Here is a 22,803-nt window from a genome sequence, read left to right on the forward strand (position 1 = left end):
GTGCAATAACGGTTCTGAAATTTCAATCAAATCACGGTGATCGGAATGCAGAGCTGATAACCGTAGCCACGCAGACCTTTGATGGAACCGGCCGGTGCGCCAATCATGTTCAGCTTCTTGCGCAAACGAACCATCTGAACTTCGAGCGTATTTTTGCCAACCTCGACTTCTGTGCGATGGGGGTGATTCATCAGTTGCCAAAATTCCAATTGACAGCCTACAGCCCTGGAAAGGGCCGACAAAATAGCCACTTCGTTGGCTGACAAAGAGACTGTTTGGTTTTCACCACGCCCACTGTGCAAAGTCATGGCTGTGGCGTCGAGGGTAAAGCCGGCCTTGCGATCGAAGTTTTCAGCCTTCAAGCGACGACCGAATACCTTGATCAAGGCTCCCAGCTCCTGCATGGAGGTCGGTTTGGTCAAGTAAAAGTCTGCGCCGCTGTCGTACGCTGTCATTTTCTCGGCCAATTGATGACGTGAGGACACAATGATCAGGCCGATGTGCGCATGGCTGTTCCGAATACGACGAGCCAAACTGATGCCATCTTCGCCTGGCAAATTCAGGTCGATGATAAATAGATCGGCCACAGGGCCTGGCAACTCATCCACGTCTTCTGCGCAAGGTATGCCCACAGCTTGACAGCCCATGTCGTTGAGTGCCTGAATCGTAATTTCACGAAGTGCATCATGGTCTTCGACAACGACGACTTTCAGGGAGGCATTCATGAGTGCAACCGCGACCGCAAGAAAAAAGGTTCACAAATTAAGGTATTCATTTCAATGAAATTTATCAAAGCGGCTGTCGAGCAGACTTACCAATCCTGACGACCAGCTGTTCTGACCTCGCAATGAATGGGCATTCAGAGTGGTAGCCAAAGATCGAAATGCACCTGATCAGTCGCACACTGAACTTCAACAGTGCCACCGAGCAGCTGAACAAACTGACTCACAAGGTACAGGCCCAAACCCGATCCGCTTTTACCGTGCGCAGATGGACTGCGGTAGAACTTGCTGAACACACGGTCCAGGTCCGGAAAGCCGGCCGCCCCGACTGGGTTGCTCACCCGAACACAAACGCCTGGCTGGTTATTTCTATCGGCTGGAAACACCGAAACTTGGACCTGCGCATGGGGTGGGCTGTATTTCAGAGCGTTGTCGATAAGGTTGGACAACAGCACTTTCAACAACTGCAAGTCAGTATGGATTTCGCAGGGTTGGGGGGCCGAAACTTGGACGCGTTGTGCTTCTAAATTGCTGGTGATCAAGCCTTGCACCACCGCATCAATTCTGCAATTTTGACGGTTGATCGTGACCGAAGCATGGTCAACCTGATCTGTATCAAGGCAGCGTTCGATGATGGCATCCACATCAGACACCGCTTGGCGAGCCTGTTCTCGGCTGCGCGGCGAAGCTTGGTCCATGCTGAGGTACATGCGAATGACCGACATCGGGGTGCGAACTTCATGGCTGAGCATATCGATGAGTCGCCGAAGTTCGTCCACCCGCTGAGACACCAGGTGCTTCAGGCGTTGCTCAGAACCCCGCAGTTCTTCCACAAGACTGGCTTGTAACTGGATGGCCAATTCTTGCGAGTGATCACGCTGGAGACGCACCTGATTCATGCGATCTGCGAGCGCCAAGGACAACAAAATCATCTCGAATCCAGACGCGACTTGAGCCGACCAACCCACGTCCCATACAAGGGGAATCCAGTCCAACCCAGCCAAGAGATTTGCGCAGGCCACGATGATCAGCCACGAATATGCCAACATGAAAAAATACGCACTGCGCTGGCGGTGCCAGCACAAATAAACACCCACCAACAGTTCTAAGCCAATGACCGACAAGGTCAGAAACTGCGTGAACAAGATGACTGACTGGTGAAACAGTGCAAGCGCCACTGGAACTGGCAGCAAAAAGACCCACATGGCCCCCCGTAGCCAACGATCGGCCCTCGGAACAACCGTGGCGGTGGAAAGCATTTGCCGCATGAAAAGCAAAAGCAGCCCAACAGCCACCGCATAGCCTACGCTTGCTGAGCTCAGTGACCATGCGGGTGAATCTGCAGCAATCATTTGCTTGACCAGCCCATTGTGCGAAAACACGGTGAACGTGATGCTGACGACCACCCCCACGTACACCAAATAAAGCTTTTCGCGCAGCGTATAAAATAAAAACAAGTTCAACACCGCGATGGCAATGGCCGCACCCAAGTACAAACCTTGCACGAGGTAATCATTTTTTTCGTAAAGCCGAAAAGCCTCGGGTGACCAGACACGGGCAGGGACAGACAAACTCGACGAGGACTCGACGCGTACATAAAAAGTGCCCACACTGTTCGGCGCGAGTTTGATTGGAAATACAAAATACCGATTGGCATAAGGTCGCGAATCGAATGACTTCAAGCTGCCAGTTTCTGTGCAGCGAAAGTCCATTCCGACATCGGGTCCACAGAAATCCAGCCTTGTCAATCGACTGTTGGCGATCTCGACATAGCGCTCAACGGGTTGATCCGTTTCGTTGCGCAAACTGAAACGCAACCACCACGGGCTTTTCGTGATGCCAAATTGCAGCGCATATATTTGTGTAGCTTCGCTTCTAAAAGACGCCTTGACTTCCACAGACTGCAAGTCAGCCAATTTCAATTGTGCACGGGCATCTTCCAAAAATTGAATGTGTTGGGTCAGCGGTATCGAAGCGTTTCCCATTTGGCCGACATCCACAGCTGCAAATGCATTTGAAAAGCCCAATACGATGGCCATCTGCAAAAACCGTCGATGCCAATACCGACGCACACAGAAAATGAATAGCAAATTCCTAAAAACGGATGAAAAATAGCTAACAAAAAAGTTGGGTGGCCTGCTTGCTGAATGAGGCCCTGAGGATGAAAAAACATATTCCATAAGCGGGAGTATGACAATCTCCACCGCGTTGTCGATGATCAGAGCTGAACAGGTTCAAAAAGCGGAGCTTGAGCTTGACCTTAACCAGATCAATTTCAAATCGCCACCAACTGCTGAATGTTCTTTTCTTTCATCTCGCGACCCGGCCCGCTGGCGATCACTTCGCCGCGCTCCATCACCAGGTATTGGTCGGCCAATTCTTCGGCAAAGTCGTAATACTGCTCGCACAGCAGCACCGCCATGCGCTGGCCTTGCAGGCCCACGTCGGCCAGTTGGCGGATCACGCGGCCAATGTCTTTGATGATGCTCGGCTGGATGCCTTCGGTGGGTTCGTCCAGTATCAAGAGGCGCGGCTTGGCGGCCAGCGCCCTGGCGATGGCCAGCTGCTGCTGCTGCCCGCCTGACAGGTCACCGCCTCGGCGGTGCAGCATTTGTTTGAGCACCGGAAAGAGTTGAAACAGCTCGGGCGGGATGTGTGTGCCGCCGGGCTGTGTGGCCAGGCCCATGCGCAGGTTGTCTTCGACCGTGAGGCGGGCAAAGATTTCGCGACCTTGGGGAACATAGCCAATGCCTACGGCGGCGCGTTCATAGGGTTTGGCACGGGTGAGGTCTTGGCCATTCAGGGTCACGCTGCCGCTTTTGATCGGCACCAGGCCCATGAGCGATTTGAGCAGCGTGGTCTTGCCTACACCGTTGCGGCCCAGCAGCACGGTCACTTGGCCGGGCTCGGCGCTCAGACTCACATCGCGCAGGATGTGGGAGCCGCCGTAGTATTGGTGAATGTTTTGGACTGTCAGCATATTTCACTTTTCATGTAGGTCGGACCTTCAGGTCCGACATCAGGTCTTTGGGCGCACTTGTCGGAGCTGAAGCTCCGACCTACAAAAACCTCGACGCATCAACGCCCCAGATAAACCTCGATCACCCGCTCATCGGCCTGCACCTGATCGAGCGTGCCTTGGGCCAGCACCGAGCCGTCGCACAGCACGGTCACCGTGCCGCCCAGGGTGCGGATGAAGCTCATGTCGTGCTCCACCACCATCAGCGAGTGCTTGCCCTTGAGGCTGAGGAACAGCTCAGCTGTGCGCTCGGTTTCGTGGTCTGTCATGCCCGCCACGGGCTCGTCCAGCAAGAGTAGCTTGGGGTCTTGCATGAGCAGCATGCCGATCTCCAGCCACTGCTTTTGGCCATGGCTGAGCACACCGGCCAGGGCGCTGACGCTGCCAGCCAAGTGGATGGTGTGCAGCACTTCGGCCAAACGGTCGCTCTGGGTCGAATCGAGCTTGAAGAACATAGAGGCTTTGACGCCCTTGTTCGTCTTCAGGGCCAGTTCCAGGTTTTCAAACACCGTGAGGTGCTCGAACACCGTGGGCTTTTGGAACTTCCGGCCGATGCCCAACTGCGCGATCTCGGGTTCGTTGTGGCGCAGCAAGTCAATGGTGCTGCCAAAAAACACGGTGCCTTCGTCGGGCCGGGTCTTGCCTGTGATGATGTCCATCATCGTGGTCTTACCCGCGCCGTTGGGGCCGATGATGCAGCGCAGCTCGCCCGGTGCAATATCGAGCGACAACTTGTTGATGGCCTTGAAGCCGTCAAAGCTCACGCTCACGTCTTCCAGATACAGGATGCGGCCATGGCTCACATCCACTTCATGGCGATCGTGCAGCACACGGCCGTAACCCGCATCGCGCCCACCCGATTCGGTCGACTCGCTCAGGTATTGGGCATGTTGTGCCACGCGCTGGGCGCCTTGCTGGAGCAGATCGGGCGTCATGCGGCACCGCCTTTCTGATCGGTAGAGGGCTGAGGGTCTGTCATCCCCGGCTTGACAGGGGATACGGGGTCTGGATTCCCGCCTTCGCGGGAATGACGGAAATATTTGAGCCAGCCTTGGCGTGTGCGCAGCAGACCAATCACCCCGTTGGGTAAATACAAGGTGACCACAATGAACAGCGCCCCCAAAAAGTACAACCAGAACTCAGGCGCCGTCACCGTGAGCCAGCTCTTGGCCCCGTTGACCAAAAACGCACCGACGATCGGGCCGATCAGCGTGCCACGCCCGCCCACAGCCGCCCACACCGCCATCTCGATCGAATTGGCTGCGCTCATTTCGCCGGGGTTGATGATGCCCACCTGCGGCACATACAAAGCGCCTGCAATGCCACACATCACGGCCGAGATGACCCAGATGCTGAGTTTGTAGGGCAGTGGCGAGTAGCCCGAGAACATGACGCGCGTTTCGGCATCACGGATCGCCATCAACACGCGGCCATACTTGCTGCTCACCAACCAGCGCGAGAACAAGAAAAAGCCCAGAAGCGTCAAACCAGTCAACACAAACAGCACCATGCGCATGCCCGGTGTGGCGATCGGCAAATCCAGAATCCGTTTGAAATCGGTGAAGCCGTTGTTGCCACCAAAGCCCGTCTCGTTGCGGAAGAACAAGAGCATGGCCGCATAGGTCATGGCCTGGGTGATGATGGAAAAGTACACGCCTTTGATGCGCGATCGGAACGCGAAGTAGCCAAACACGAAGGCAATGAATCCCGGCACCAGCACCACCAGGAGCAGCGTGGCCACAAAGCTGTCCGACAGCGTCCAGTGCCAAGGCAGCTCCTTCCAGTCAAGGAAGACCATGAAGTCGGGCAGATGGCTTTTGTAGTTGCCGTCCTGCCCGATCTGGCGCATCAGGTACATGCCCATGACATAGCCGCCCAGCGCGAAAAACAGGCCATGGCCCAGCGACAGGATGCCGGTGTAACCCCAGATCAGGTCCATGGCCAGGGCGCAGATGGCGTAACACATGATCTTGCCGATCAGGGACACCGCAAAGTCGCTCAGGTGCAAGGGGTTGCCCACTGGCACCCACAGGTTGAGCAAGGGCGCCAAAAAGCCCACGGCGATCAGCGCCAGCAAGAATGCAGTCCAGGCTTTGCGCCCGAGTAAAGGCGCGTGAGCGGGCAATTGAAATTGTTTCGTGTTCATGTTCATGCCCCTGTTCACGCTTCGGCGCTGCGACCCTTCATCGCGAAGATGCCTTGCGGCCGCTTCTGGATGAAGACGATGATGAACACCAACACGGCGATCTTGGCCAGCACCGCACCGGTCCAGCCCTCCAGCAATTTGTTGGCCAGGCCCAGGCCCAATGCGGCGTACACAGTGCCCGCCAGCTGGCCCACACCGCCCAGCACCACCACCATGAACGAGTCCACGATGTAGCTTTGCCCCAGATCAGGCCCCACATTGCCCACCTGGCTGAGCGCGCAACCGGCCAGCCCCGCAATGCCCGAGCCCAACGCAAACGCATAGGTGTCGATACGGGCAGTGTTGACGCCCATGCACGAAGCCATGGGGCGGTTTTGCGTCACGCCACGCACAAACAAACCCAAGCGTGTTTTGCCAATCAGCAGCGCCATGCCGATCAGCACCGCTGCGGCAAACACAATGATGAGCATGCGGTTCCAGGGCAATTGCAAATTGGGCAGCAGCTGCAGCGAGCCGCTCATCCACGAGGGGTTTTCCACACCCACGTTTTGTGCGCCAAACAGGCTGCGCACACCTTGCATCAGCACCAGGCTGATGCCCCAGGTGGCCAACAGGGTTTCCAGCGGGCGGCCATACAAATGTTTCAACACGGTGCGCTCCATCACCGCACCCACCAAGGCCGAGGTGATAAAAGACACCGGAATCGCCACCAGCAGATAAGCGTCAAATACGCCCGGCAGATGATCGCGAAACAAGGCTTGCACCACATAGGTGGCATAAGCGCCAATCATCATCAGCTCACCATGGGCCATGTTGATCACGCCCATCAGACCGTAAGTGATGGCCAGGCCGAGCGCCACCAACAACAAAATCGAACCCAGGCTGGCCCCGGTGAACAAGGTGCCCAGTCGCTCGCCCCAGCGCAGGCTGTCCTGAACAGCGGCCAGGGATGTTTGGATTTGTTTTTTGACCGAAGGCTCTTGTTCGTTGGCGAGTTGCTGGTTCAGCAAAAGCAATATTTCAGGTTGCTGGCTGTCGGCCAATTCACGCGCAGCGAGCAAACGGTCATTGGCTGCCTCACTGCCCAGCATGGCGGCAGCACGGGCCTGACGGACTAGCCTTTGCACCGTGGCGTCTTTTTCTGAGGCCAAGGCCTTATCAAGCAAAGGCCTGCGGCTGGCGTCGGGCTCTTTGAGCAGCGACAGGGCCGCTTGTCTGCGCACTTTCACATCCGGGCTGAACAACTTCAGGGCCGCCAGGGCCGTGTCAATCTCGCCACGCAGGCGGTTGTTCAACATCACATCTTCCGCATCGGCGGGCACGGTCAACGCTTGTCCGGTCACCGGGTCCTGGCCTTGGCCATCGCGCACCACCAGCACCTGGCCGTTGGCGATTTTGACCACATCATCGGTCAGCGCCTGCAGATAGGCGGCGGTTTTTTCATCCCCTTGACTCACGGCCTGGGCCAGCGCCTCGACGCGCGCATCGCTTTCCCCCACCGCAATGCCTCTGGCTTCGTCCATCGTCAGGGCTTGCGCGGCTGAGAAGCTGTACAGCGCACCCAAGATCAACGCGCCTTTCACCATCCATTTTTTCATCTTGCTCTTTTCTGGGATTCACACGGCTTTGGCCGCAGGTCACTGGCTTCAGCCCCTGCAAGCACCTTCGAACGTGAGATGGATTCCCGCCTGCGCGAGAATGACGGTTTTTATCCGTCGCATGCATGACAAGCTTGGTGTCATCCCCGCGAATGCGGGGATCCATCTCATTGACCGACATACATTCCCACCTGCACGGGAATGACATGCGGACCCGTTACTTCTTAACAGGCTCGTCAGGCTTCTTGTCGTTGCCTTCGATGAAGGGGCTCCATGGCTTGGCCTTGACGGGACCGGGTGTTTTCCACACCACGTTGAACTGGCCGTCGGCCTTGATCTCGCCGATGAACACCGACTTGTGCAGATGGTGGTTTTTCTCGTCCATCTTGCTGGTGATGCCGCTCGGTGCCTTGAAGGTCTGACCGGCCATGGCCGCGATCACTTTGTCGGTGTCAGTGGACTTGGCTTTCTCCACCGCCTGCTTCCACATGTTGATGCCGATGTAGGTCGCTTCCATCGGGTCATTGGTGAGCGGCTTGTCTTTGTGACCGGCGATGTTTTTGGCCTTGGCATAGGCCGCCCACTTTTTGGTGAACTCGTCGTTGGCCGGGTTCTTGATGCTCATGAAGTAGTTCCAGGCGGCCAGGTGGCCGACCAGCGGCTTGGTGTCCACACCGCGCAACTCTTCTTCACCCACCGAGAAAGCCACCACAGGCACGTCTTTGGCTTTCAGACCTGCGTTGCCCAGTTCCTTGTAGAAAGGCACGTTGGAGTCACCGTTGATGGTGGACACCACGGCGGTCTTGCCACCGGCACTGAACTTCTTGATGTCAGCCACGATGGTCTGGTAATCGCTGTGACCGAACGGGGTGTACTTCTCGTCGATGTCCTTGTCGGCCACGCCCTTGCTTTTCAGGTAAGCGCGCAAGATTTTGTTGGTGGTGCGGGGGTACACATAGTCGGTGCCCAGCAAGACCCAGCGTTTGGCCGAGCCGCCGTCTTTGCTCATGAGGTAATCCACTGCAGGAATGGCCTGCTGGTTGGGGGCAGCGCCGGTGTAGAACACGTTCTTGGACAGCTCCTCACCTTCGTACTGCACGGGGTAGAACAGCAAGCCGTTCATTTCTTCGACTACCGGCAACACTGATTTGCGCGACACCGAAGTCCAGCAACCGAAGATCACCGAGACCTTGTCCTGGCCGAGCAGCTGTTTGGTTTTTTCAGCAAACAAAGGCCAGTTGGATGCTGGGTCCACGATCACGGGTTCGAGCTTCTTGCCGAGCACACCGCCCTTGGCGTTGATCTCGTCGATGGCCATGAGCACCGTGTCTTTGAGCACCGTCTCGGAAATCGCCATGGTGCCCGACAAGCTGTGCAGCACGCCGACTTTGATGGTGTTGCCCGCTTGCGCTTGGGCTGGGTTTGCCAAGCTCAGGCTGCCAGCCACGAGGGCAGCTGCGGTCGCGAGGGCTTTGAGGTGGCCACGGCGGTTCATCATGAGATCACTCCAATCAGGAAAGTAGGTTGTTCAAACAGACGCAGGATTGCTGCGCTGCAACACCACTTGCAATCACCGTGCCAGCCTTTTGATCCCATGGCGCACCACAAGTGCGCAGGCTTGCGCATGGCTGCGCAGAGTCGCCTATACAAACCGCGCGCAAGGCAGGCACGTTATTTGCACCGCTTTGGGCATCTGCACCATCGAGCGAATTCACGCACCAATATGGAACTCACACCCCGCGAAAAAGACAAGCTGCTGATCTTCACAGCCGGCCTTCTGGCCGAGCGCCGCAAGGCCCGAGGCCTGAAGCTGAACTACCCCGAAGCCATTGCCCTCATCAGCGCGACCGTGATGGAAGGCGCACGCGACGGCAAGACTGTGGCCCAACTCATGAGTGAGGGCCGCACCGTTTTGACGCGAGCCGATGTGATGGACGGGATTGCCGAAATGATCCCGGACATCCAGGTCGAAGCCACATTTCCCGACGGCACCAAATTGGTGACCGTGCACCAACCTATCGTCTGAACACATCAAGGCTTACCCATGAAAAAAATCTCACTGACTCTTTCTCTGGCCCTCAGCCATCTGGGGCAAACCGCATTTGCCCATGATGGACACGGCCTGGGCAGCACGCATTGGCATGCGACCGATGCGCTCGGCTTTGTGGTCGCAGCCGCCGTTGTGCTCGCGTTCTACTTCGGTAAAAAGTGAGTCCCACATGACCCCCGGAGAACTTTTGATTGACCCCGGCCAGCATGCGCTGAACGTGGGCCGCCGCACCTGCACCCTGGTGGTGCAAAACGCCAGTGACCGCCCCATCCAGGTGGGCTCGCACTACCACTTTGCCGAGACCAACGCCGGTCTGCGCTTTGACCGGGCCACCGCGCACGGCATGCGGCTGAACATCGCCTCAGGCACCGCCGTGCGCTTCGAACCCGGCCAGCAACGCACGGTGGAACTGGTCGACTACGCGGGCGATCGCGTGGTGTATGGCTTTAGGGGTCTGACCCAAGGCCCGCTCGACAACGCCAAGAAAGCAGACTGACATGGCCCACATCGACAAACGTGCATACGCTGAAATGTTTGGCCCCACCGTGGGCGATCGGGTTCGCTTGGCCGACACCGCCCTGATCGTCGAAGTTGAAAAAGACTTCACGCTGCAAGCCGGGGGCTACGGCGAAGAGGTCAAGTTCGGTGGCGGCAAGACGATCCGCGACGGCATGTCGCAATCGCAGCGCATGAACAGCGAAGGCGCAATGGACTGCGTGCTGACCAACGCCCTCATCATCGACCACTGGGGCATCGTCAAAGCCGACATCGGCCTGCGCGGCAACCGCATCGCCGCCATTGGCAAAGCGGGCAACCCCGACACGCAACCGGGTGTGGACATCGTGATGGGCCCGGGCACCGAGATCATCAGCTGCGAAGGCCTGATCGTCACCGCAGGCGGCATTGACTCACACATCCACTTCATCGCGCCCCAACAGATCGACGAGGCACTGGCCAGCGGCGTGACCACCATGCTGGGTGGCGGCACCGGCCCGGCCACCGGCACCTTTGCCACCACCTGCACACCAGGCCCCTTCAACATTGAACGCATGCTGCAAACGGCCGACGCCTTCCCGATGAACCTGGGTTTTTTGGGCAAGGGCAACGCCAGCTTGCCTGCAGCTTTGCACGAGCAGATCAATGCAGGCGCGATTGGCATGAAGTTGCACGAAGACTGGGGCACCACGCCTGCGGCCATCGACAACTGCCTGAGCGTGGCCGAAGAAACCGACACGCAAGTGGCCATCCACACCGACACGCTCAACGAGTCGGGCTTTGTGGAAGACACCGTGGCGGCCTTCAAGGGCCGCACCATCCACACCTTCCACACCGAAGGCGCAGGCGGCGGGCATGCGCCGGACATTTTGAAGGTGGTCGGCGAAGCCAATGTGCTGCCGTCGTCCACCAACCCGACACGCCCCTACACCACCAACACGCTCGACGAGCATGTGGACATGCTCATGGTCTGCCACCACCTGGACCCGGCGATTGCCGAGGACCTGGCCTTTGCCGAGAGCCGCATCCGCAAGGAGACGATTGCGGCCGAGGACATCCTGCACGACCTGGGTGCCATCAGCATGATGAGCAGCGACAGCCAAGCCATGGGCCGGGTGGGCGAAGTCATCATCCGCACCTGGCAAACTGCGCACAAGATGAAGCAGCAGCGCGGCAGCCTGCCCGGCGACACCGACCGCCACGACAACGCCCGCGTCAAGCGCTACATCGCCAAATACACGATCAACCCCGCCATTGCACACGGCATCAGCCACGAAGTCGGCAGCATCGAGGTGGGCAAATGGGCCGATCTGGTGATCTGGAAGCCCGCCTTCTTTGGTGTGAAACCGGCCCTCATCATGAAAGGCGGGTTCATCGCGCTGGCGGCCATGGGAGACCCGAACGCGTCCATCCCCACACCACAGCCGGTGCACTACCGTCCCATGTTTGGCAGCTTTGGCGGTGCGCTCACGCGCAACTCGCTGACCTTTGTCTCGCAAGCGGGTTGGCAAGCGGGCATCGGTGCACGTTATGGTCTGCAAAAAAACCTGTCGGCTGTGAAGAACATCCGCCAGGTGGGCAAGAAAGACATGATTCACAATGACTACGCGCCCCGCATGGAAGTCGATGCCCAGACCTACGCGGTGCGCGCCGACGGACAGCTGTTGGTGTGCGAGCCCGCGACCAGTCTGCCCATGACGCAACGCTACTTTTTGTTCTGATGATCATTTGCTCCAAACTCATGCCGCAAGGCCGTGGCCTGGCCCGCGTTCTGGTCCAACGCGCCAACACCATCACGCTGGATTGGGATACCCGCCAAAAAAGCCGCTTTGATGCCACGGACAGCGCAGGCCGCCAGCTGGGCATCTTCTTGCCCCGTGGCACCGTCGTGCGCGGCGGCGATGTGCTGGTGGCCGAAGACGGCTCGCTCATTCGCGTGGAAGCTGCACCGCAAACCGTGTTGCGCATCACCGCTTGCAGCGAACACGGCTCCCCATTCGACCTGACCCGCGCCGCCTACCACCTGGGCAACCGCCATGTGCCCATCGAGTTGCAACCAGACCACCTCAAGATCGAACCCGACCATGTGCTGGCCGACATGCTGCGGGCCATGCACATGACAGTGGTGGCCGTTTCGGAGCCCTTTGAGCCCGAAAGCGGTGCTTATGGTGACCACGGTGGGCATTCTCACGATGGGCATGGGCATGGGCATGGGCATGGGCATGGGCATGACCACAGCCACGATCAAGCCCCGGTCGCAGCCAAGCGCATCGCCATCCCCATCCGTTCGGCCCTTGCGCAGCCCCATGTACACGGCCCAGGCTGCAAGCATGAGCACTGACACCGCGCCTTCGGGTTTGTTGCAACTGATCTGGCTCGCATCACCTGCTTTGCCGATCGGCGGCTTTTCGTACTCCGAAGGCCTGGAGGCCGCCATCGAACAAGGCCTGGTGCACGACGAAGTCAGCGCCACCGACTGGGTGGTGGACCAGCTGCACCTGACGCAGTCGCGCGGCGACATGGCGGTGCTAGCACAAGCCATCCCCGCTTGGCAGCAGCACGACACGGCCCGCTTGCAAACCTTGAACAACTGGGTCATGGCCACCCGCGAAACCGCCGAGATGCGCCTGCAAACCGAACAGATGGGCAGATCATTGCTCGACTGGCTGCGCAACCTGCAGCAAGCCAGCGAAGCACAACTGAGCTGCTGCGCCCAACTGCCACCCACCTACCCGCTGGCCATGGCGCTGGCTTTGTCACTGGCCCAGGCTTCACCAGACCAAGCTTTGCAAGCCTGTGCTTTTGGCTGGGCCGAAAACATGACCCAAGCCGCCCTCAAGGCCGTGCCGCTGGGCCAAAGCGCAGGCCAACGCATGTTGGCCCGACTGGCCCGAGAAATTCCGTTGGCGGTGCAAACCGCTATGCAATTGAACGATGAAGACCGCCAGGCCTTCAACCCCATGCTGGTCATCCTGTCCGCCCGCCACGAAACCCAATATTCACGCATCTTCCGATCATGAACAGCACATCCTCTTCTGCACTCCACCACATCCCCAAGCGCACCAAAAAACTGCCGCCCCTGCGCGTGGGCATTGGCGGGCCGGTCGGCTCCGGCAAAACCACACTGCTCGAGATGCTGTGCAAAAACATGCGTGAACGCTGGGACCTGATCGCCATCACCAACGACATCTACACCAAGGAAGACCAGCGCCTGCTCACCGTCAGCGGCGCCCTGCCTGCGGAGCGCATCATGGGCGTAGAAACCGGCGGCTGCCCGCACACCGCCATCCGCGAAGACGCGTCGATCAACCTCGAAGCGATTGACCGCATGCTCGAAAAATTTCCGAACGCCGACGTGGTCTTCATCGAAAGCGGCGGCGACAACCTGGCCGCCACCTTCAGCCCCGAGCTGAGTGACCTCACGATCTACGTGATCGATGTGGCTGCGGGCGAAAAGATCCCTCGCAAAGGCGGCCCAGGCATCACCAAAAGCGATTTGTTCGTGATCAACAAAACCGACCTGGCCCCGCATGTGGGGGCCGACCTGCAAGTGATGCGCGATGACACCCAGCGCATGCGCCCCAACTCCGAAACCCGCCCCTGGGTCATGACCAACCTGAAAACCCTGGACGGACTGGCCGAGGTGGTGGCCTTCATCGAAAAGCGCGGCATGCTGGGCCAAGCTTGAAGACCTTTTAAGTCGCTACAATTCACCCCAAGGAAGCGTGGCAGAGTGGTCGATTGCACCGGTCTTGAAAACCGGCGACTCGAAAGGGTCCGTGAGTTCGAATCTCACCGCTTCCGCCAAGACACAAGGCAAAACGCCCCTCTTCAGGGGCGTTTTGCATGGGGCAAGCCCTTCAGACCTTGCCCACCAGCATGGCCTCCACCAACTCCTGCACAGCCAAAGCCTCTTGCGCAGTGGCGAGTTTGTGCGGCTGGCCACGCAACCACAAGTCCGCCTCGCTCAACTGACGCTGCAATGCACTGGTGCGCGGGTCTTCGGTGGACCAGTCCAACGCTTCGACCCATGGGCCACCGTCCGAGCGCCAGAGTTGATAAAACTCCCTGAATTGGTGGTTCATGCGGCTGCCGCGCACGGTGACTTCCTGCCGATCCGGTTGCCGCCCCCCGGTGGTGGCCATGACCGTGACGGGCTTGCCGTCTGCGGTGGTCAAACGGGCCAACATGTCCAGCTCACACAGATCGGGGTCTTGCGGATAGCGCGGCAAGGCCTGCTGCAAGGTCAGTGGCCCGAGAAAACGCCCGGCCAAAAACAGAAAATGCGAGATCACTTCGCGGGTGTAGCCGCCTTCATGGCGCAGGCGCAGCCAATCGGCGTCTTTTTGCCAGGCGCGGGGCCACGCCGGGTAGTTCACCACAATGTCGATGCCGAGCAGCTCACCCGTTTCACCTGCAGCGATGGCGCGGTTGAGCTCCTCAAAGCCCCGCGAGGCGGCCTGGGTGAAATTGACCACGCCTGGCAAACGCGCTCGGCGCAGTTGGTCGACCAGATCGCGGCTTTGCGCGTTGTCGGTGCCCAAGGGTTTTTCCATGAAAACGCCCTGCCCGGCGGCAACCGCCTGCAAGGCGTAGGTTTTGCGGGGTCCGGGCGGACAGGCCAGATAGACCGCATCGGCCCCGGCCATGGCCGCCTCTGCGCTTTGCGCGACAGGGACGTTCGGCGCCATTTCGATGGTTTTGGCCACCGAAAGAGGCGACGGATCCCAGACCCCGCAAACTTCAAAAGCCCGGTGCTGCAAGGCGTTTTCGAGCATTCGGCGGCCCATGATGCCCAAGCCGATGATGGCCAATCGATGTGTCATGCGTTTCTCCTTTTGTAACAAGCTTAACGATTCTGCGGCCAGGTCGGTTTTGGGTTTTACAAAAATTCGATAAAATCAAATTTATGGAAAAAACCAACAGTCCTTTTGTATCTGCCTACCTGCGCTTTTTGCAGTTGGCCAGAGTCATCCAGGCCCTGCCAGACGGCATGGAGATGGACGCCAACGAGAAAGCCTTGTTGCAAGCCGTGGTTTTGCGCTGGTACGAAAACCAGCCGATGACGGTGCGCGAGGCCATCGCCTTGGCTGATTTGGGATCTCCTGCCACGCTGCACAAACGCATCACCCGGCTGCGTGAAAAAGACATGCTGAGCACCTTGAACCTGGAAGGCGATCGCCGCGCCAAGTTCTTGATTCCGACACAGCGGACCTTGGATTACTTCAGTCATCTGGGGCAGTCCATGCAAGTGGCACACCAAGATTTGCCTGCATGAGCCCTTTGATCCAAAGAACCTTACAAAAAACAGCACTGACTCTGATCAGTGCTGTTTTGTTTGTGGGCTTCTTCAAATTCAATGACTGGATTTTCCACACCCTGGAGCACAGCAAGGGGGTGAACTGGGTGTTCTTGCCCGCGGGTTTCCGGGTGATTCTGGTGTTGGTGCTGGGCTTGCCCGGTGCGCTGGGCCTGATGCTGGGCAGCTGGTTCATCGATTGGGAGGTGATTGATGGCTCCAATCCCTTGCTGGGCTTGCTGAACGGGGTGGCCGGCGGATTGACCCCTTGGGTGGTGATGAAATACCTGCACAAACACCACTGGCTCAGCGAACAACTGCAAAAACTGGACCCCTTGCAATTGCTGAATTTGACGCTGATTTCTTCGGCCGCCAGCGCTGTGGCCCACCAACTGGTCTGGCTCTTGATGGATCGACCCAACATCAACGTGTGGGTGGATGTTTGGCCCATGTTTTTTGGCAACGTGACAGGCGCCTTGCTGATGCTCTACAGCTTCAAGTTCGCCCTGGACCGACTGCGCATCAAAACCTGACGCACACCGGGCCAATTGCTGGCCTCAATCGCCCTCGGCCAAAAACAGCGCCTGCAAATCGCTCAAAAAATCAAAGCCCCTGTCGGTCGGCCAGACCCGGTGCAGGTCTCGGCCAATCAGCCCTTGTTTTTCCGCCTCTTGCAAACCCTGCTGGATGCTGGTCATGGCCAGGCCCGTGCGGTCTACGTAATCGGCCAGATCAAAACCACCGCGCAAACGCAAGGCGTTGAGCATGAACTCAAAGGGCAAGTCCTGGCGTGACACCTCGGTGCTTTGGGTGACGGGCTCGCCTTTCATGGCCTGCTGCATGTAGAGCGCAGGTTCACGGTAACGCACTTGCCGAAGCACTCGGTGCGCAAAACTGAGCTTGCTGTGCGCCCCGGCGCCAATGCCCAGATAGTCCCCAAACTGCCAGTAGTTCAGGTTGTGGGCGCACTGATGGCCGGGCTTGGCATAGGCCGACACTTCGTACCGCGCCAAGCCAGCCAACGCAGTCAGCTCGGTGATGCGGTCCATCATTTCGTAGGCCAGATCGTCTTCGGGCAAAGCGGGCGGGAACTTGGCGAACACCGTGTTGGGCTCGATCGTCAGGTGGTAGATCGAGATGTGCGGCGGCGCAAAGGCCAATGCAGTCTGGATGTCTTGCGTCAGGCCTTGCAACGTCTGGCCCGGTAAGGCGTACATCAGGTCCAGGTTGAAGGTGTCAAACACCTGGGCCGCTTCGGTCACGGCGGCCAGGGCCTGCTCGCGGTCGTGCACCCGGCCCAGGGCCTTGAGGTGCGCATTGTCAAAACTCTGCACGCCGATCGACAAGCGGGTGATGCCCGCCTGGCGGAAAGCCTTGAAGCGGTCTTTCTCGAAGGTGCCGGGGTTGGCCTCCATGGTGATCTCGGCGTCTGGTGCCAAACGCACACGGGCACGGATGCCACCCACCAAACGGTCTATCGCTTCGGGCGAAAACAGGCTGGGTGTGCCACCGCCCAAAAACACGGTCTGGATGCTGCGACCCCAAATCAGGGGCAGGCTCGCTTCCAGGTCGGCGAACAAGGCGTCGATGTAGGCGTCTTGTGTGGACGGCGCGTCGGCCCCGGCCCGGAATTCGTGCGAATTGAAGTCGCAATACGGGCACTTCTTGGTGCACCAAGGCAGATGCACATACAGCGACAGTGGCGGCAAAGCGTTCAGCTGCAACACGCCGGGCCGCATGGCATGCACCGGGTCAAGGTGTGGACTCATGCAGCGGAACCATCCAGCCAACGCTCACGCATCAGCGCCAGCATGGCTTGCGCGGCGCGACCCCGGTGGCTGTTGGCGTTTTTAACTTCGGTGGGCAGCTCGGCAAAGGTCTTGCCAAATTCCGGCAAGAACAACACCGGATCGAAGCCAAATCCATTGCTGCCCCGGCGCTCAGGCGCGATCTGCACCACCACCCGGCCGACGGCAATCAGGGGCTCCGGGTCGTCGGCACTGCGCACGGCCACCAAGGTGCTGACCATGGCGGCGCGGCGGTTGGTGACACCCTGCATTTGCGCCAGCAGCGCGGTGACATTGGTGTCATCGCCTTTGGGGTAGCCAAAGCGGGTGGCGTAATACGCCGTGTCCACACCCGGCTGCCCCCCAAAAGCATCCACACACAAACCCGCGTCATCGGCCAGGGCGGGCAAGCCGCTCAGCTGCGCGGCATGGCGGGCTTTGGCCAAAGCGTTTTCAACGAAGGTCTTGAAGGGCTCTGCCGCTTCGGGGATGTTCAGCTCGGACTGGCGCACCAGCGTCATGCCCAGCGGCGCCAACAGGGTTTGCAGCTCGGCCAGTTTGCCCGCGTTGTTGGAAGCCAGAACAATTTTCATGAAGCCACCCACCGCGCTTCAGGCGCTGAAAGTCAGGGTCTTGGGCTCATCGTGCGCCTGCTTTTGCAGCAGCACGAGTTGTGCAATGCCTTTTTCAGCCAGAGCCAGCATACGGTCCATCTCGACGCGGGTGAAGGCCACACCTTCGGCCGTGCCCTGCACTTCCACAAAATGGCCCGCGCCGGTCATGACCACGTTCATGTCGGTGTCACAGGCCGAGTCTTCGGGGTAATCCAGGTCCAGCAAGGCGGTGCCGTTTTTCAGGCCCACCGAGATGGCAGCCACACGGTCGATGATGGGCGACTCGGTCAATTTGCCCGTGGCCATGAGCCAGTTGACCGCGTCTTGCGCCGCCACAAAAGCGCCCGTGATGCTGGCGGTGCGCGTGCCGCCATCGGCCTGCAGCACATCACAGTCGAGGTGAATGGTGCGCTCACCCAGTTTTTTCAGGTCAAACACGGCCCGCAACGAGCGGCCAATCAGGCGCTGAATTTCTTGCGTGCGACCGCTTTGCTTGCCGCGTGCGGCTTCGCGGTCACCCCGGGTGTGGGTGGCGCGGGGCAGCATGCCGTATTCGGCGGTCACCCAGCCTTCGCCGCTGCCTTTTTTGTGGCCCGGCACCTTTTCTTCGACCGAGGCGGTGCACAGCACGCGGGTCTGGCCAAACTCAATGAGCACCGAGCCTTCTGCGTGCACGGTGTAACCGCGGGTGATGCGCACAGCGCGCAAAGCGTCGCTGGCGCGACCGGTTCGGACGTAAGAGACGGTGGTGTTCATGTTGGCACTGAAAGGGGGTTGTCTGCTGAGCCCGGCCATGCGCAGGCGGGGCGGGCCCAAGAGTTTGAGATAATGCCTCGTTTCATGTTCAGCTGTCAGGCTGGGCATTTGCAGCGCATCGCGGCCAGTCTGGCTTGGCGCTGTCACAAGGAACTTGATCGATGCCAGTTTACAGTATGACCGGGTACGCCAGCGTGCAGCACAGCCCGCTGGGTGCAGGCGGTGACACCCCTGCCCCCTTGGCCCCGACAGCCCGGATGGGCCTGGAAATCCGCTCGGTCAACAGCCGTTTTCTGGACCTGTCTTTTCGCCTGCCCGAAGAACTGCGCCAGCTCGAACCCGGCCTGCGCGAGCTGATCACCCGGCAAATCAAACGCGGCAAAGTCGAGGTGCGGGCCAGCCAGGATGCCGGTGACGGCGCGGCCTTGCAAGCCCCCAACCACCAGGCCCTGCAAAAAATCGCCGCCTTGCAAGGCAAGATCCAGGATTGGCTGCCCGATGCCCGCGCTTTGAGCGTGGCCGACGTGTTGCGCATGACCGCAGGCAGCTCTGGCCAGGCCGCACCCGACGAAGCCGCCTGGATGCAACTGGCCGTCCAAGCCGTGGACGCCCTGCGCGAAGCCCGCGCCCGCGAAGGCGCCCGCCTGACCGAGATGCTGCAAGGCCACATTGCCCAGCTGCGCAGCTTGGCCGATCTGGCCGTGCCGCTGGTGCCACAGTTGGTGGAACAACAGCGCCAGCGCTTTTTGGAGCGCTGGAAAGACGCCATGGCCCTGGCCGACGGCAGCCACCTGCCCGAATCTGCGCAAGACCGGGCCCTCACCGAGGCGACCGCGTTTGCCATCCGCATCGATGTCGCCGAAGAGCTGACCCGCCTGCGCTCGCACCTGGACGAAATCAGCCGCTTGCTGGACAAGGGCGGCGACATCGGCAAGCGCCTGGACTTTTTGATCCAGGAGCTGCACCGCGAGGCCAACACCCTGGGCTCCAAATCGGCCGTGCTGGAGATGACCCGCATCTCGGTGGACATGAAGGTGCTGATTGAGCAAATGCGCGAACAAGTCCAAAACATCGAATAAAGAGCCTGAACATGGATTACCCAGGAAACCTGTTTGTCGTGGCCGCCCCCAGCGGGGCTGGCAAATCCAGTCTGGTCAAGGCCTTGATGGAGCTGGATTCGCGCGTGCAGCCCACTGTGTCGCACACCACCCGCGCCCCCCGAGGCCAGGAGAAGCACGGCCGCGAATACTTTTTCGCCTCGGCGCAGGAGTTCGATGCCATGGTGCTGGCCGACGCCTTTGTCGAGTGGGCCCATGTGCACGGCCAGCGCTACGGCACCTCCAAAAAGATGATCGAAGACCGCATGGCCCAAGGGGCCGATGTGGTGCTGGAAATCGACTACCAGGGTGCCCTGCAGATCAAGAAGATGTACGCCAACGCGGTGCTGATCTTCATCCTGCCGCCCAGCTGGGAAGAGTTGCGCTCGCGCCTGGAGCGCCGGGGCGAGGATGCGCCCGAGATCATCGAGCTGCGCCTGCAGAATGCGGCGGTGGAGATGGCACAAGCCAAAGAATTCGACTTCGTTATAATCAACGAAGTATTTGATCGTGCCCTGTTTGACCTCAAAGCGGTTGTTCACGCCCAGCGGCTCAAATACCACGTCCAGCGCCGTGCCCGGCCTGACACCTTTCAAGCCCTCAAGATGGCTTAAACCCCGTACAGACATTTTCAAGGAACACACATGGCCCGCATCACTGTTGAAGATTGCCTGGAACAGATCCCCAACCGCTTTCAGCTGGTTTTGGCCGCCACTTACCGCGCCCGCATGCTGAGCCAAGGCCACACGCCCCGCATCGAAAGCAAAAACAAGCCCGGCGTGACCGCCTTGCGCGAAATCGCTGCTGGCAAGGTCGGCATCGAAATGCTCAAGCGCGTGGCCTGAAGCACGCCCCATCCGGCCGTGGCCGGATCCCATCAAGCCCCAGTCATGGGGCTTTTTTGTGCCCGCCAGAAACACCCGCCAACGCTTGCGTTACATTGACGTCATGAGCACTGCCATGCCCCCGTCCACCCCAGCAGGTCACAGCCGCCACAAGGCCGTGCCTCCTGCTGCGGCCAACGCGGCAGCGGCCAGCTTTGCGGTGCTGGAGGCCCAACTCGGTTACCTGAGCGAAGCCGAAACCGACATGGTGCGCAAAGCCTACAAATTTGCCGACGAAGCCCATTTGGGCCAGATGCGCAAAAGTGGCGAGCCCTACATCACCCACCCGATCGCGGTGGCCGGCTTGTGCACCGAATGGAAGCTGGACGCCCAGGCATTGGCAGCAGCCCTGTTGCACGATGCGATGGAAGACTGCGGCGTCACCAAGATCGAGTTGATCGAGCGCTTCGGCTCCCAGGTGGCCGAATTGGTGGACGGCCTGACCAAGTTGGACAAGCTGGAGTTCAACACCCGCGAAGAAAACCAGGCCGAGTCGTTTCGCAAGATGCTGCTGGCCATGGCCCGCGATGTGCGGGTCATCCTCATCAAGCTGGCCGACCGCACCCACAACATGCGCACCATGGGCGACATGCCGCGCAGCAAGTGGGGCCGCATCGCCTCGGAAACCCTCGAAATTTATGCCCCGATTGCGCACCGCCTGGGCCTGAACCAGATCTACCGCGAACTGCAAGACCTGGCCTTCAAGCACCTGCTGCCCTGGCGTTATGCGGTTTTGACCAAGGCGGTCTCGCGCGCACGCAACCGCCGCCGCGATTTGATTCAAAAGGTGCAGGCCGATGTCGAAGCCGTTTTTGCACAGGCCAAGATGGATGTGCGCATCAGTGGCCGCGAAAAAACCCTCTACTCCATTTACAAGAAGATGGATGAAAAGCACCTGAGCTTTGCCCAGGTGACCGACATTTACGGCTTCCGGGTCATCGTGCCTTCGGTGATTGACTGTTACACGGCCCTGGGCTGGTTGCACCAGATCTACAAGCCTGTGCCCGGCAAGTTCAAGGACCACATCGCCATTGCCAAGGTCAATGGCTACCAGTCGCTGCACACCACCTTGGTGGGGCCATCGGGCGTGAACGTCGAGTTTCAGATGCGCACCGAGGCCATGCACCTGGTGGCCGAATCGGGCGTGGCAGCGCACTGGCTTTACAAAGAACACGAATCGGCCAGCGCCCAATCGGAGCGCCTGGGCACACAGTGGCTGCAATCGCTTTTGGACATCCAGACCGAAACACGCGACGCGGCCGAGTTCTGGGACCACGTCAAAGTCGACCTGTTCCCGGATGCCGTCTATGTGTTCACCCCCAAGAGCCAGATCATGGCTTTGCCACGCGGCGCCACGGTGGTGGACTTTGCTTATGCCATCCACAGCCGGGTGGGCGACCACGCCATGGCCGCTCGCATCAACGGCGACCAGGTACCCCTGCGCACCGAGCTCAAAAACGGTGATGTGGTCGAAGTTATCACCGCGCCCGTGTCGTCCCCCAACCCAGCCTGGCTGGGCTTTGTGCGCACCGGGCGCGCCCGCTCCAAGATCCGCCACCACCTCAAGACCATGGCGCAAACCGAATCGGTCGAGCTGGGCGAAAAACTGCTGTCCCAAGCCTTGCGTGCCGAAGGCATCGACAAGCTCCCTTCTGACGAGGAGAACGACCAGATCATTTGGGACAAATTGCTGCGCTTCACGGGTAACCGCAACCGCGCAGATTTGTTGATGGACATTGGTCTGGGCAAACGCATCGCCAGCATTGTGGCCAAACGTCTGACCGCTTTGCTGTCCGAGCGGGGCCAAAAACCCGATGCCCTGCTGATGACGCGGGAACGATTCACGGCGCACGAATCCATCTCGCAAGGGGCCATCACCCTGGACGGCAGCGAAAACGCGTCGGTGGTCTATTCCCGCTGCTGCCGCCCACTGCCCGGTGACGACATCGTGGGCTACCTGGGCCGTGGTGAAGGCCTGGCTGTGCACACCCGCGACTGCGCCACCGCGCGTAAGCTGGAACATAAGGACAGCGAGCGCTTCATTGGTGTGGAGTGGTCGGACGAACTGAGCCGCAGCTTCGAGACTGCCATCAACGTCAGCGTGGTCAACGGCAAGGGTGTGCTGGCCCGTGTGGCGGGTGCACTGGCCGTCGCCGAGACCGACATCGTTCACGTGGACATGGGCAGCGATTCACCGCAAGACATGGCCGAGTTGAAATTTGTCATTGCGGTACGGGATGTGGCGCATCTTGAGCAAGTGCTGCGTCACCTCAAGCGCACCCTCTCGGTGGTCCGGGCTGAGCGCCAGACCCACAAAGGCAACGCCCCCGCCTGAA

24 protein-coding genes and 1 tRNA gene are annotated in these 22,803 nt (G+C 59.6%); 14 read left to right on the forward strand and 11 right to left on the reverse strand.

Annotated elements, in window-relative coordinates:
• Positions 1-26 precede the first annotated feature (26 nt).
• The 7 genes from B9Z34_RS11945 to urtA all read right to left on the reverse strand — a co-directional run bounded on the left by B9Z34_RS11945 (position 27) and on the right by urtA (position 8,980).
• On the reverse strand, positions 27-725 hold the full coding sequence (locus tag B9Z34_RS11945) for a response regulator transcription factor (RefSeq protein ID WP_108428346.1): 699 nt from the start codon (positions 723-725) through the stop codon (positions 27-29).
• 134 nt (positions 726-859) lie between these two features.
• Complete coding sequence (locus B9Z34_RS11950) at positions 860-2,761, reverse strand: sensor histidine kinase (protein ID WP_158268726.1); 1,902 nt, start codon at positions 2,759-2,761, stop codon at positions 860-862.
• Between the two features lie 236 nt (positions 2,762-2,997).
• The gene (gene urtE, locus B9Z34_RS11955) at positions 2,998-3,702 is read right to left on the reverse strand and encodes an urea ABC transporter ATP-binding subunit UrtE (RefSeq protein WP_108428348.1); all 705 of its coding nucleotides are present in this window, start codon (positions 3,700-3,702) and stop codon (positions 2,998-3,000) included.
• 98 nt (positions 3,703-3,800) lie between these two features.
• Positions 3,801-4,676: an urea ABC transporter ATP-binding protein UrtD gene (urtD, locus tag B9Z34_RS11960; RefSeq protein ID WP_108428349.1), complete on the reverse strand. Its 876-nt coding sequence runs from the start codon at positions 4,674-4,676 to the stop codon at positions 3,801-3,803.
• On the reverse strand, positions 4,673-5,887 hold the full coding sequence (urtC, locus tag B9Z34_RS11965) for an urea ABC transporter permease subunit UrtC (protein WP_233249577.1): 1,215 nt from the start codon (positions 5,885-5,887) through the stop codon (positions 4,673-4,675). The genes urtD and urtC overlap by 4 nt, the downstream gene beginning before the upstream one ends.
• A gap of 14 nt (positions 5,888-5,901) precedes the next feature.
• Positions 5,902-7,485 (reverse strand): urea ABC transporter permease subunit UrtB, encoded by a 1,584-nt coding sequence (gene urtB, locus B9Z34_RS11970; protein WP_108428350.1) that lies wholly within the window; start codon positions 7,483-7,485, stop codon positions 5,902-5,904.
• A gap of 217 nt (positions 7,486-7,702) precedes the next feature.
• Complete coding sequence (gene urtA, locus B9Z34_RS11975; RefSeq protein ID WP_108428375.1) at positions 7,703-8,980, reverse strand: urea ABC transporter substrate-binding protein; 1,278 nt, start codon at positions 8,978-8,980, stop codon at positions 7,703-7,705.
• Positions 8,981-9,208: 228 nt separating this feature from the next.
• Between urtA and ureA the strand changes: the two genes are divergently transcribed.
• The 8 genes from ureA (at position 9,209) to B9Z34_RS12010 (ending at position 13,837) form a co-directional block, all read left to right on the forward strand.
• On the forward strand, positions 9,209-9,511 hold the full coding sequence (gene ureA, locus B9Z34_RS11980; RefSeq protein ID WP_108428351.1) for an urease subunit gamma: 303 nt from the start codon (positions 9,209-9,211) through the stop codon (positions 9,509-9,511).
• A gap of 18 nt (positions 9,512-9,529) precedes the next feature.
• Entirely contained in the window at positions 9,530-9,697 is a 168-nt protein-coding gene (locus B9Z34_RS14565) for a hypothetical protein (protein ID WP_158268727.1), read from the forward strand.
• A 7-nt stretch (positions 9,698-9,704) separates the two neighbouring features.
• Positions 9,705-10,031 carry an urease subunit beta gene (locus B9Z34_RS11985; RefSeq protein WP_108428352.1) on the forward strand — a complete coding sequence of 109 codons (327 nt, stop codon included), beginning with the start codon at positions 9,705-9,707 and terminating at the stop codon, positions 10,029-10,031.
• Between the two features lies 1 nt (position 10,032).
• Positions 10,033-11,751 (forward strand): urease subunit alpha, encoded by a 1,719-nt coding sequence (ureC, locus tag B9Z34_RS11990; RefSeq protein ID WP_108428353.1) that lies wholly within the window; start codon positions 10,033-10,035, stop codon positions 11,749-11,751.
• Entirely contained in the window at positions 11,751-12,371 is a 621-nt protein-coding gene (gene ureE, locus B9Z34_RS11995) for an urease accessory protein UreE (protein WP_108428354.1), read from the forward strand. The genes ureC and ureE overlap by 1 nt, the downstream gene beginning before the upstream one ends.
• Entirely contained in the window at positions 12,361-13,050 is a 690-nt protein-coding gene (locus tag B9Z34_RS12000) for an urease accessory protein UreF (RefSeq protein WP_108428355.1), read from the forward strand. Before ureE ends, B9Z34_RS12000 begins: the two co-directional genes overlap by 11 nt.
• The gene (gene ureG, locus B9Z34_RS12005) at positions 13,047-13,718 is read left to right on the forward strand and encodes an urease accessory protein UreG (protein ID WP_108428356.1); all 672 of its coding nucleotides are present in this window, start codon (positions 13,047-13,049) and stop codon (positions 13,716-13,718) included. The genes B9Z34_RS12000 and ureG overlap by 4 nt, the downstream gene beginning before the upstream one ends.
• 31 nt (positions 13,719-13,749) lie before the next feature.
• Positions 13,750-13,837, forward strand: a tRNA-Ser gene (locus B9Z34_RS12010).
• Positions 13,838-13,890: 53 nt separating this feature from the next.
• On the opposite strand, the gene B9Z34_RS12015 is transcribed toward B9Z34_RS12010, so the two are convergent.
• A complete protein-coding gene (locus B9Z34_RS12015) occupies positions 13,891-14,856 on the reverse strand; it encodes a Gfo/Idh/MocA family protein (RefSeq protein ID WP_108428357.1) in 966 nt (321 codons plus the stop codon).
• Positions 14,857-14,939: 83 nt separating this feature from the next.
• Here B9Z34_RS12015 and B9Z34_RS12020 point away from each other — a divergent pair, with 83 nt between their 5' ends.
• Entirely contained in the window at positions 14,940-15,308 is a 369-nt protein-coding gene (locus B9Z34_RS12020) for a hypothetical protein (protein ID WP_108428358.1), read from the forward strand.
• Positions 15,305-15,862: a hypothetical protein gene (locus tag B9Z34_RS12025; RefSeq protein ID WP_233249579.1), complete on the forward strand. Its 558-nt coding sequence runs from the start codon at positions 15,305-15,307 to the stop codon at positions 15,860-15,862. The genes B9Z34_RS12020 and B9Z34_RS12025 overlap by 4 nt, the downstream gene beginning before the upstream one ends.
• A gap of 24 nt (positions 15,863-15,886) precedes the next feature.
• On the opposite strand, the gene hemW is transcribed toward B9Z34_RS12025, so the two are convergent.
• Genes hemW through rph form a run of 3 tightly spaced genes read right to left on the reverse strand, consistent with a single transcriptional unit; the run spans position 15,887 to position 18,486 of the window.
• A complete protein-coding gene (gene hemW, locus B9Z34_RS12030) occupies positions 15,887-17,098 on the reverse strand; it encodes a radical SAM family heme chaperone HemW (RefSeq protein ID WP_108428359.1) in 1,212 nt (403 codons plus the stop codon).
• The gene (gene rdgB / locus B9Z34_RS12035) at positions 17,095-17,709 is read right to left on the reverse strand and encodes an RdgB/HAM1 family non-canonical purine NTP pyrophosphatase (protein WP_108428360.1); all 615 of its coding nucleotides are present in this window, start codon (positions 17,707-17,709) and stop codon (positions 17,095-17,097) included. The genes hemW and rdgB overlap by 4 nt, the downstream gene beginning before the upstream one ends.
• An 18-nt stretch (positions 17,710-17,727) precedes the next feature.
• Positions 17,728-18,486, reverse strand: a complete 759-nt coding sequence (gene rph, locus B9Z34_RS12040) for a ribonuclease PH (RefSeq protein ID WP_108428361.1) — start codon at positions 18,484-18,486, stop codon at positions 17,728-17,730.
• A gap of 176 nt (positions 18,487-18,662) precedes the next feature.
• On the opposite strand from rph, the gene B9Z34_RS12045 reads away from it, so the two are divergent.
• The 4 genes from B9Z34_RS12045 (at position 18,663) to B9Z34_RS12060 (ending at position 22,802) form a co-directional block, all read left to right on the forward strand.
• Positions 18,663-19,565, forward strand: a complete 903-nt coding sequence (locus B9Z34_RS12045) for a YicC/YloC family endoribonuclease (RefSeq protein ID WP_108428362.1) — start codon at positions 18,663-18,665, stop codon at positions 19,563-19,565.
• A gap of 11 nt (positions 19,566-19,576) precedes the next feature.
• Positions 19,577-20,197: a guanylate kinase gene (gene gmk, locus B9Z34_RS12050; RefSeq protein WP_108428363.1), complete on the forward strand. Its 621-nt coding sequence runs from the start codon at positions 19,577-19,579 to the stop codon at positions 20,195-20,197.
• Positions 20,198-20,227: 30 nt separating this feature from the next.
• Complete coding sequence (rpoZ, locus tag B9Z34_RS12055; protein ID WP_108322400.1) at positions 20,228-20,428, forward strand: DNA-directed RNA polymerase subunit omega; 201 nt, start codon at positions 20,228-20,230, stop codon at positions 20,426-20,428.
• 115 nt (positions 20,429-20,543) lie between these two features.
• Positions 20,544-22,802, forward strand: a complete 2,259-nt coding sequence (locus B9Z34_RS12060; RefSeq protein WP_233249581.1) for a bifunctional (p)ppGpp synthetase/guanosine-3',5'-bis(diphosphate) 3'-pyrophosphohydrolase — start codon at positions 20,544-20,546, stop codon at positions 22,800-22,802.
• Position 22,803 lies beyond the last annotated feature (1 nt).

The organism is Limnohabitans sp. Hippo3 (assembly GCF_003063665.1).
In the GTDB taxonomy this organism is placed as follows: Bacteria; Pseudomonadota; Gammaproteobacteria; order Burkholderiales; family Burkholderiaceae_C; genus Limnohabitans_A.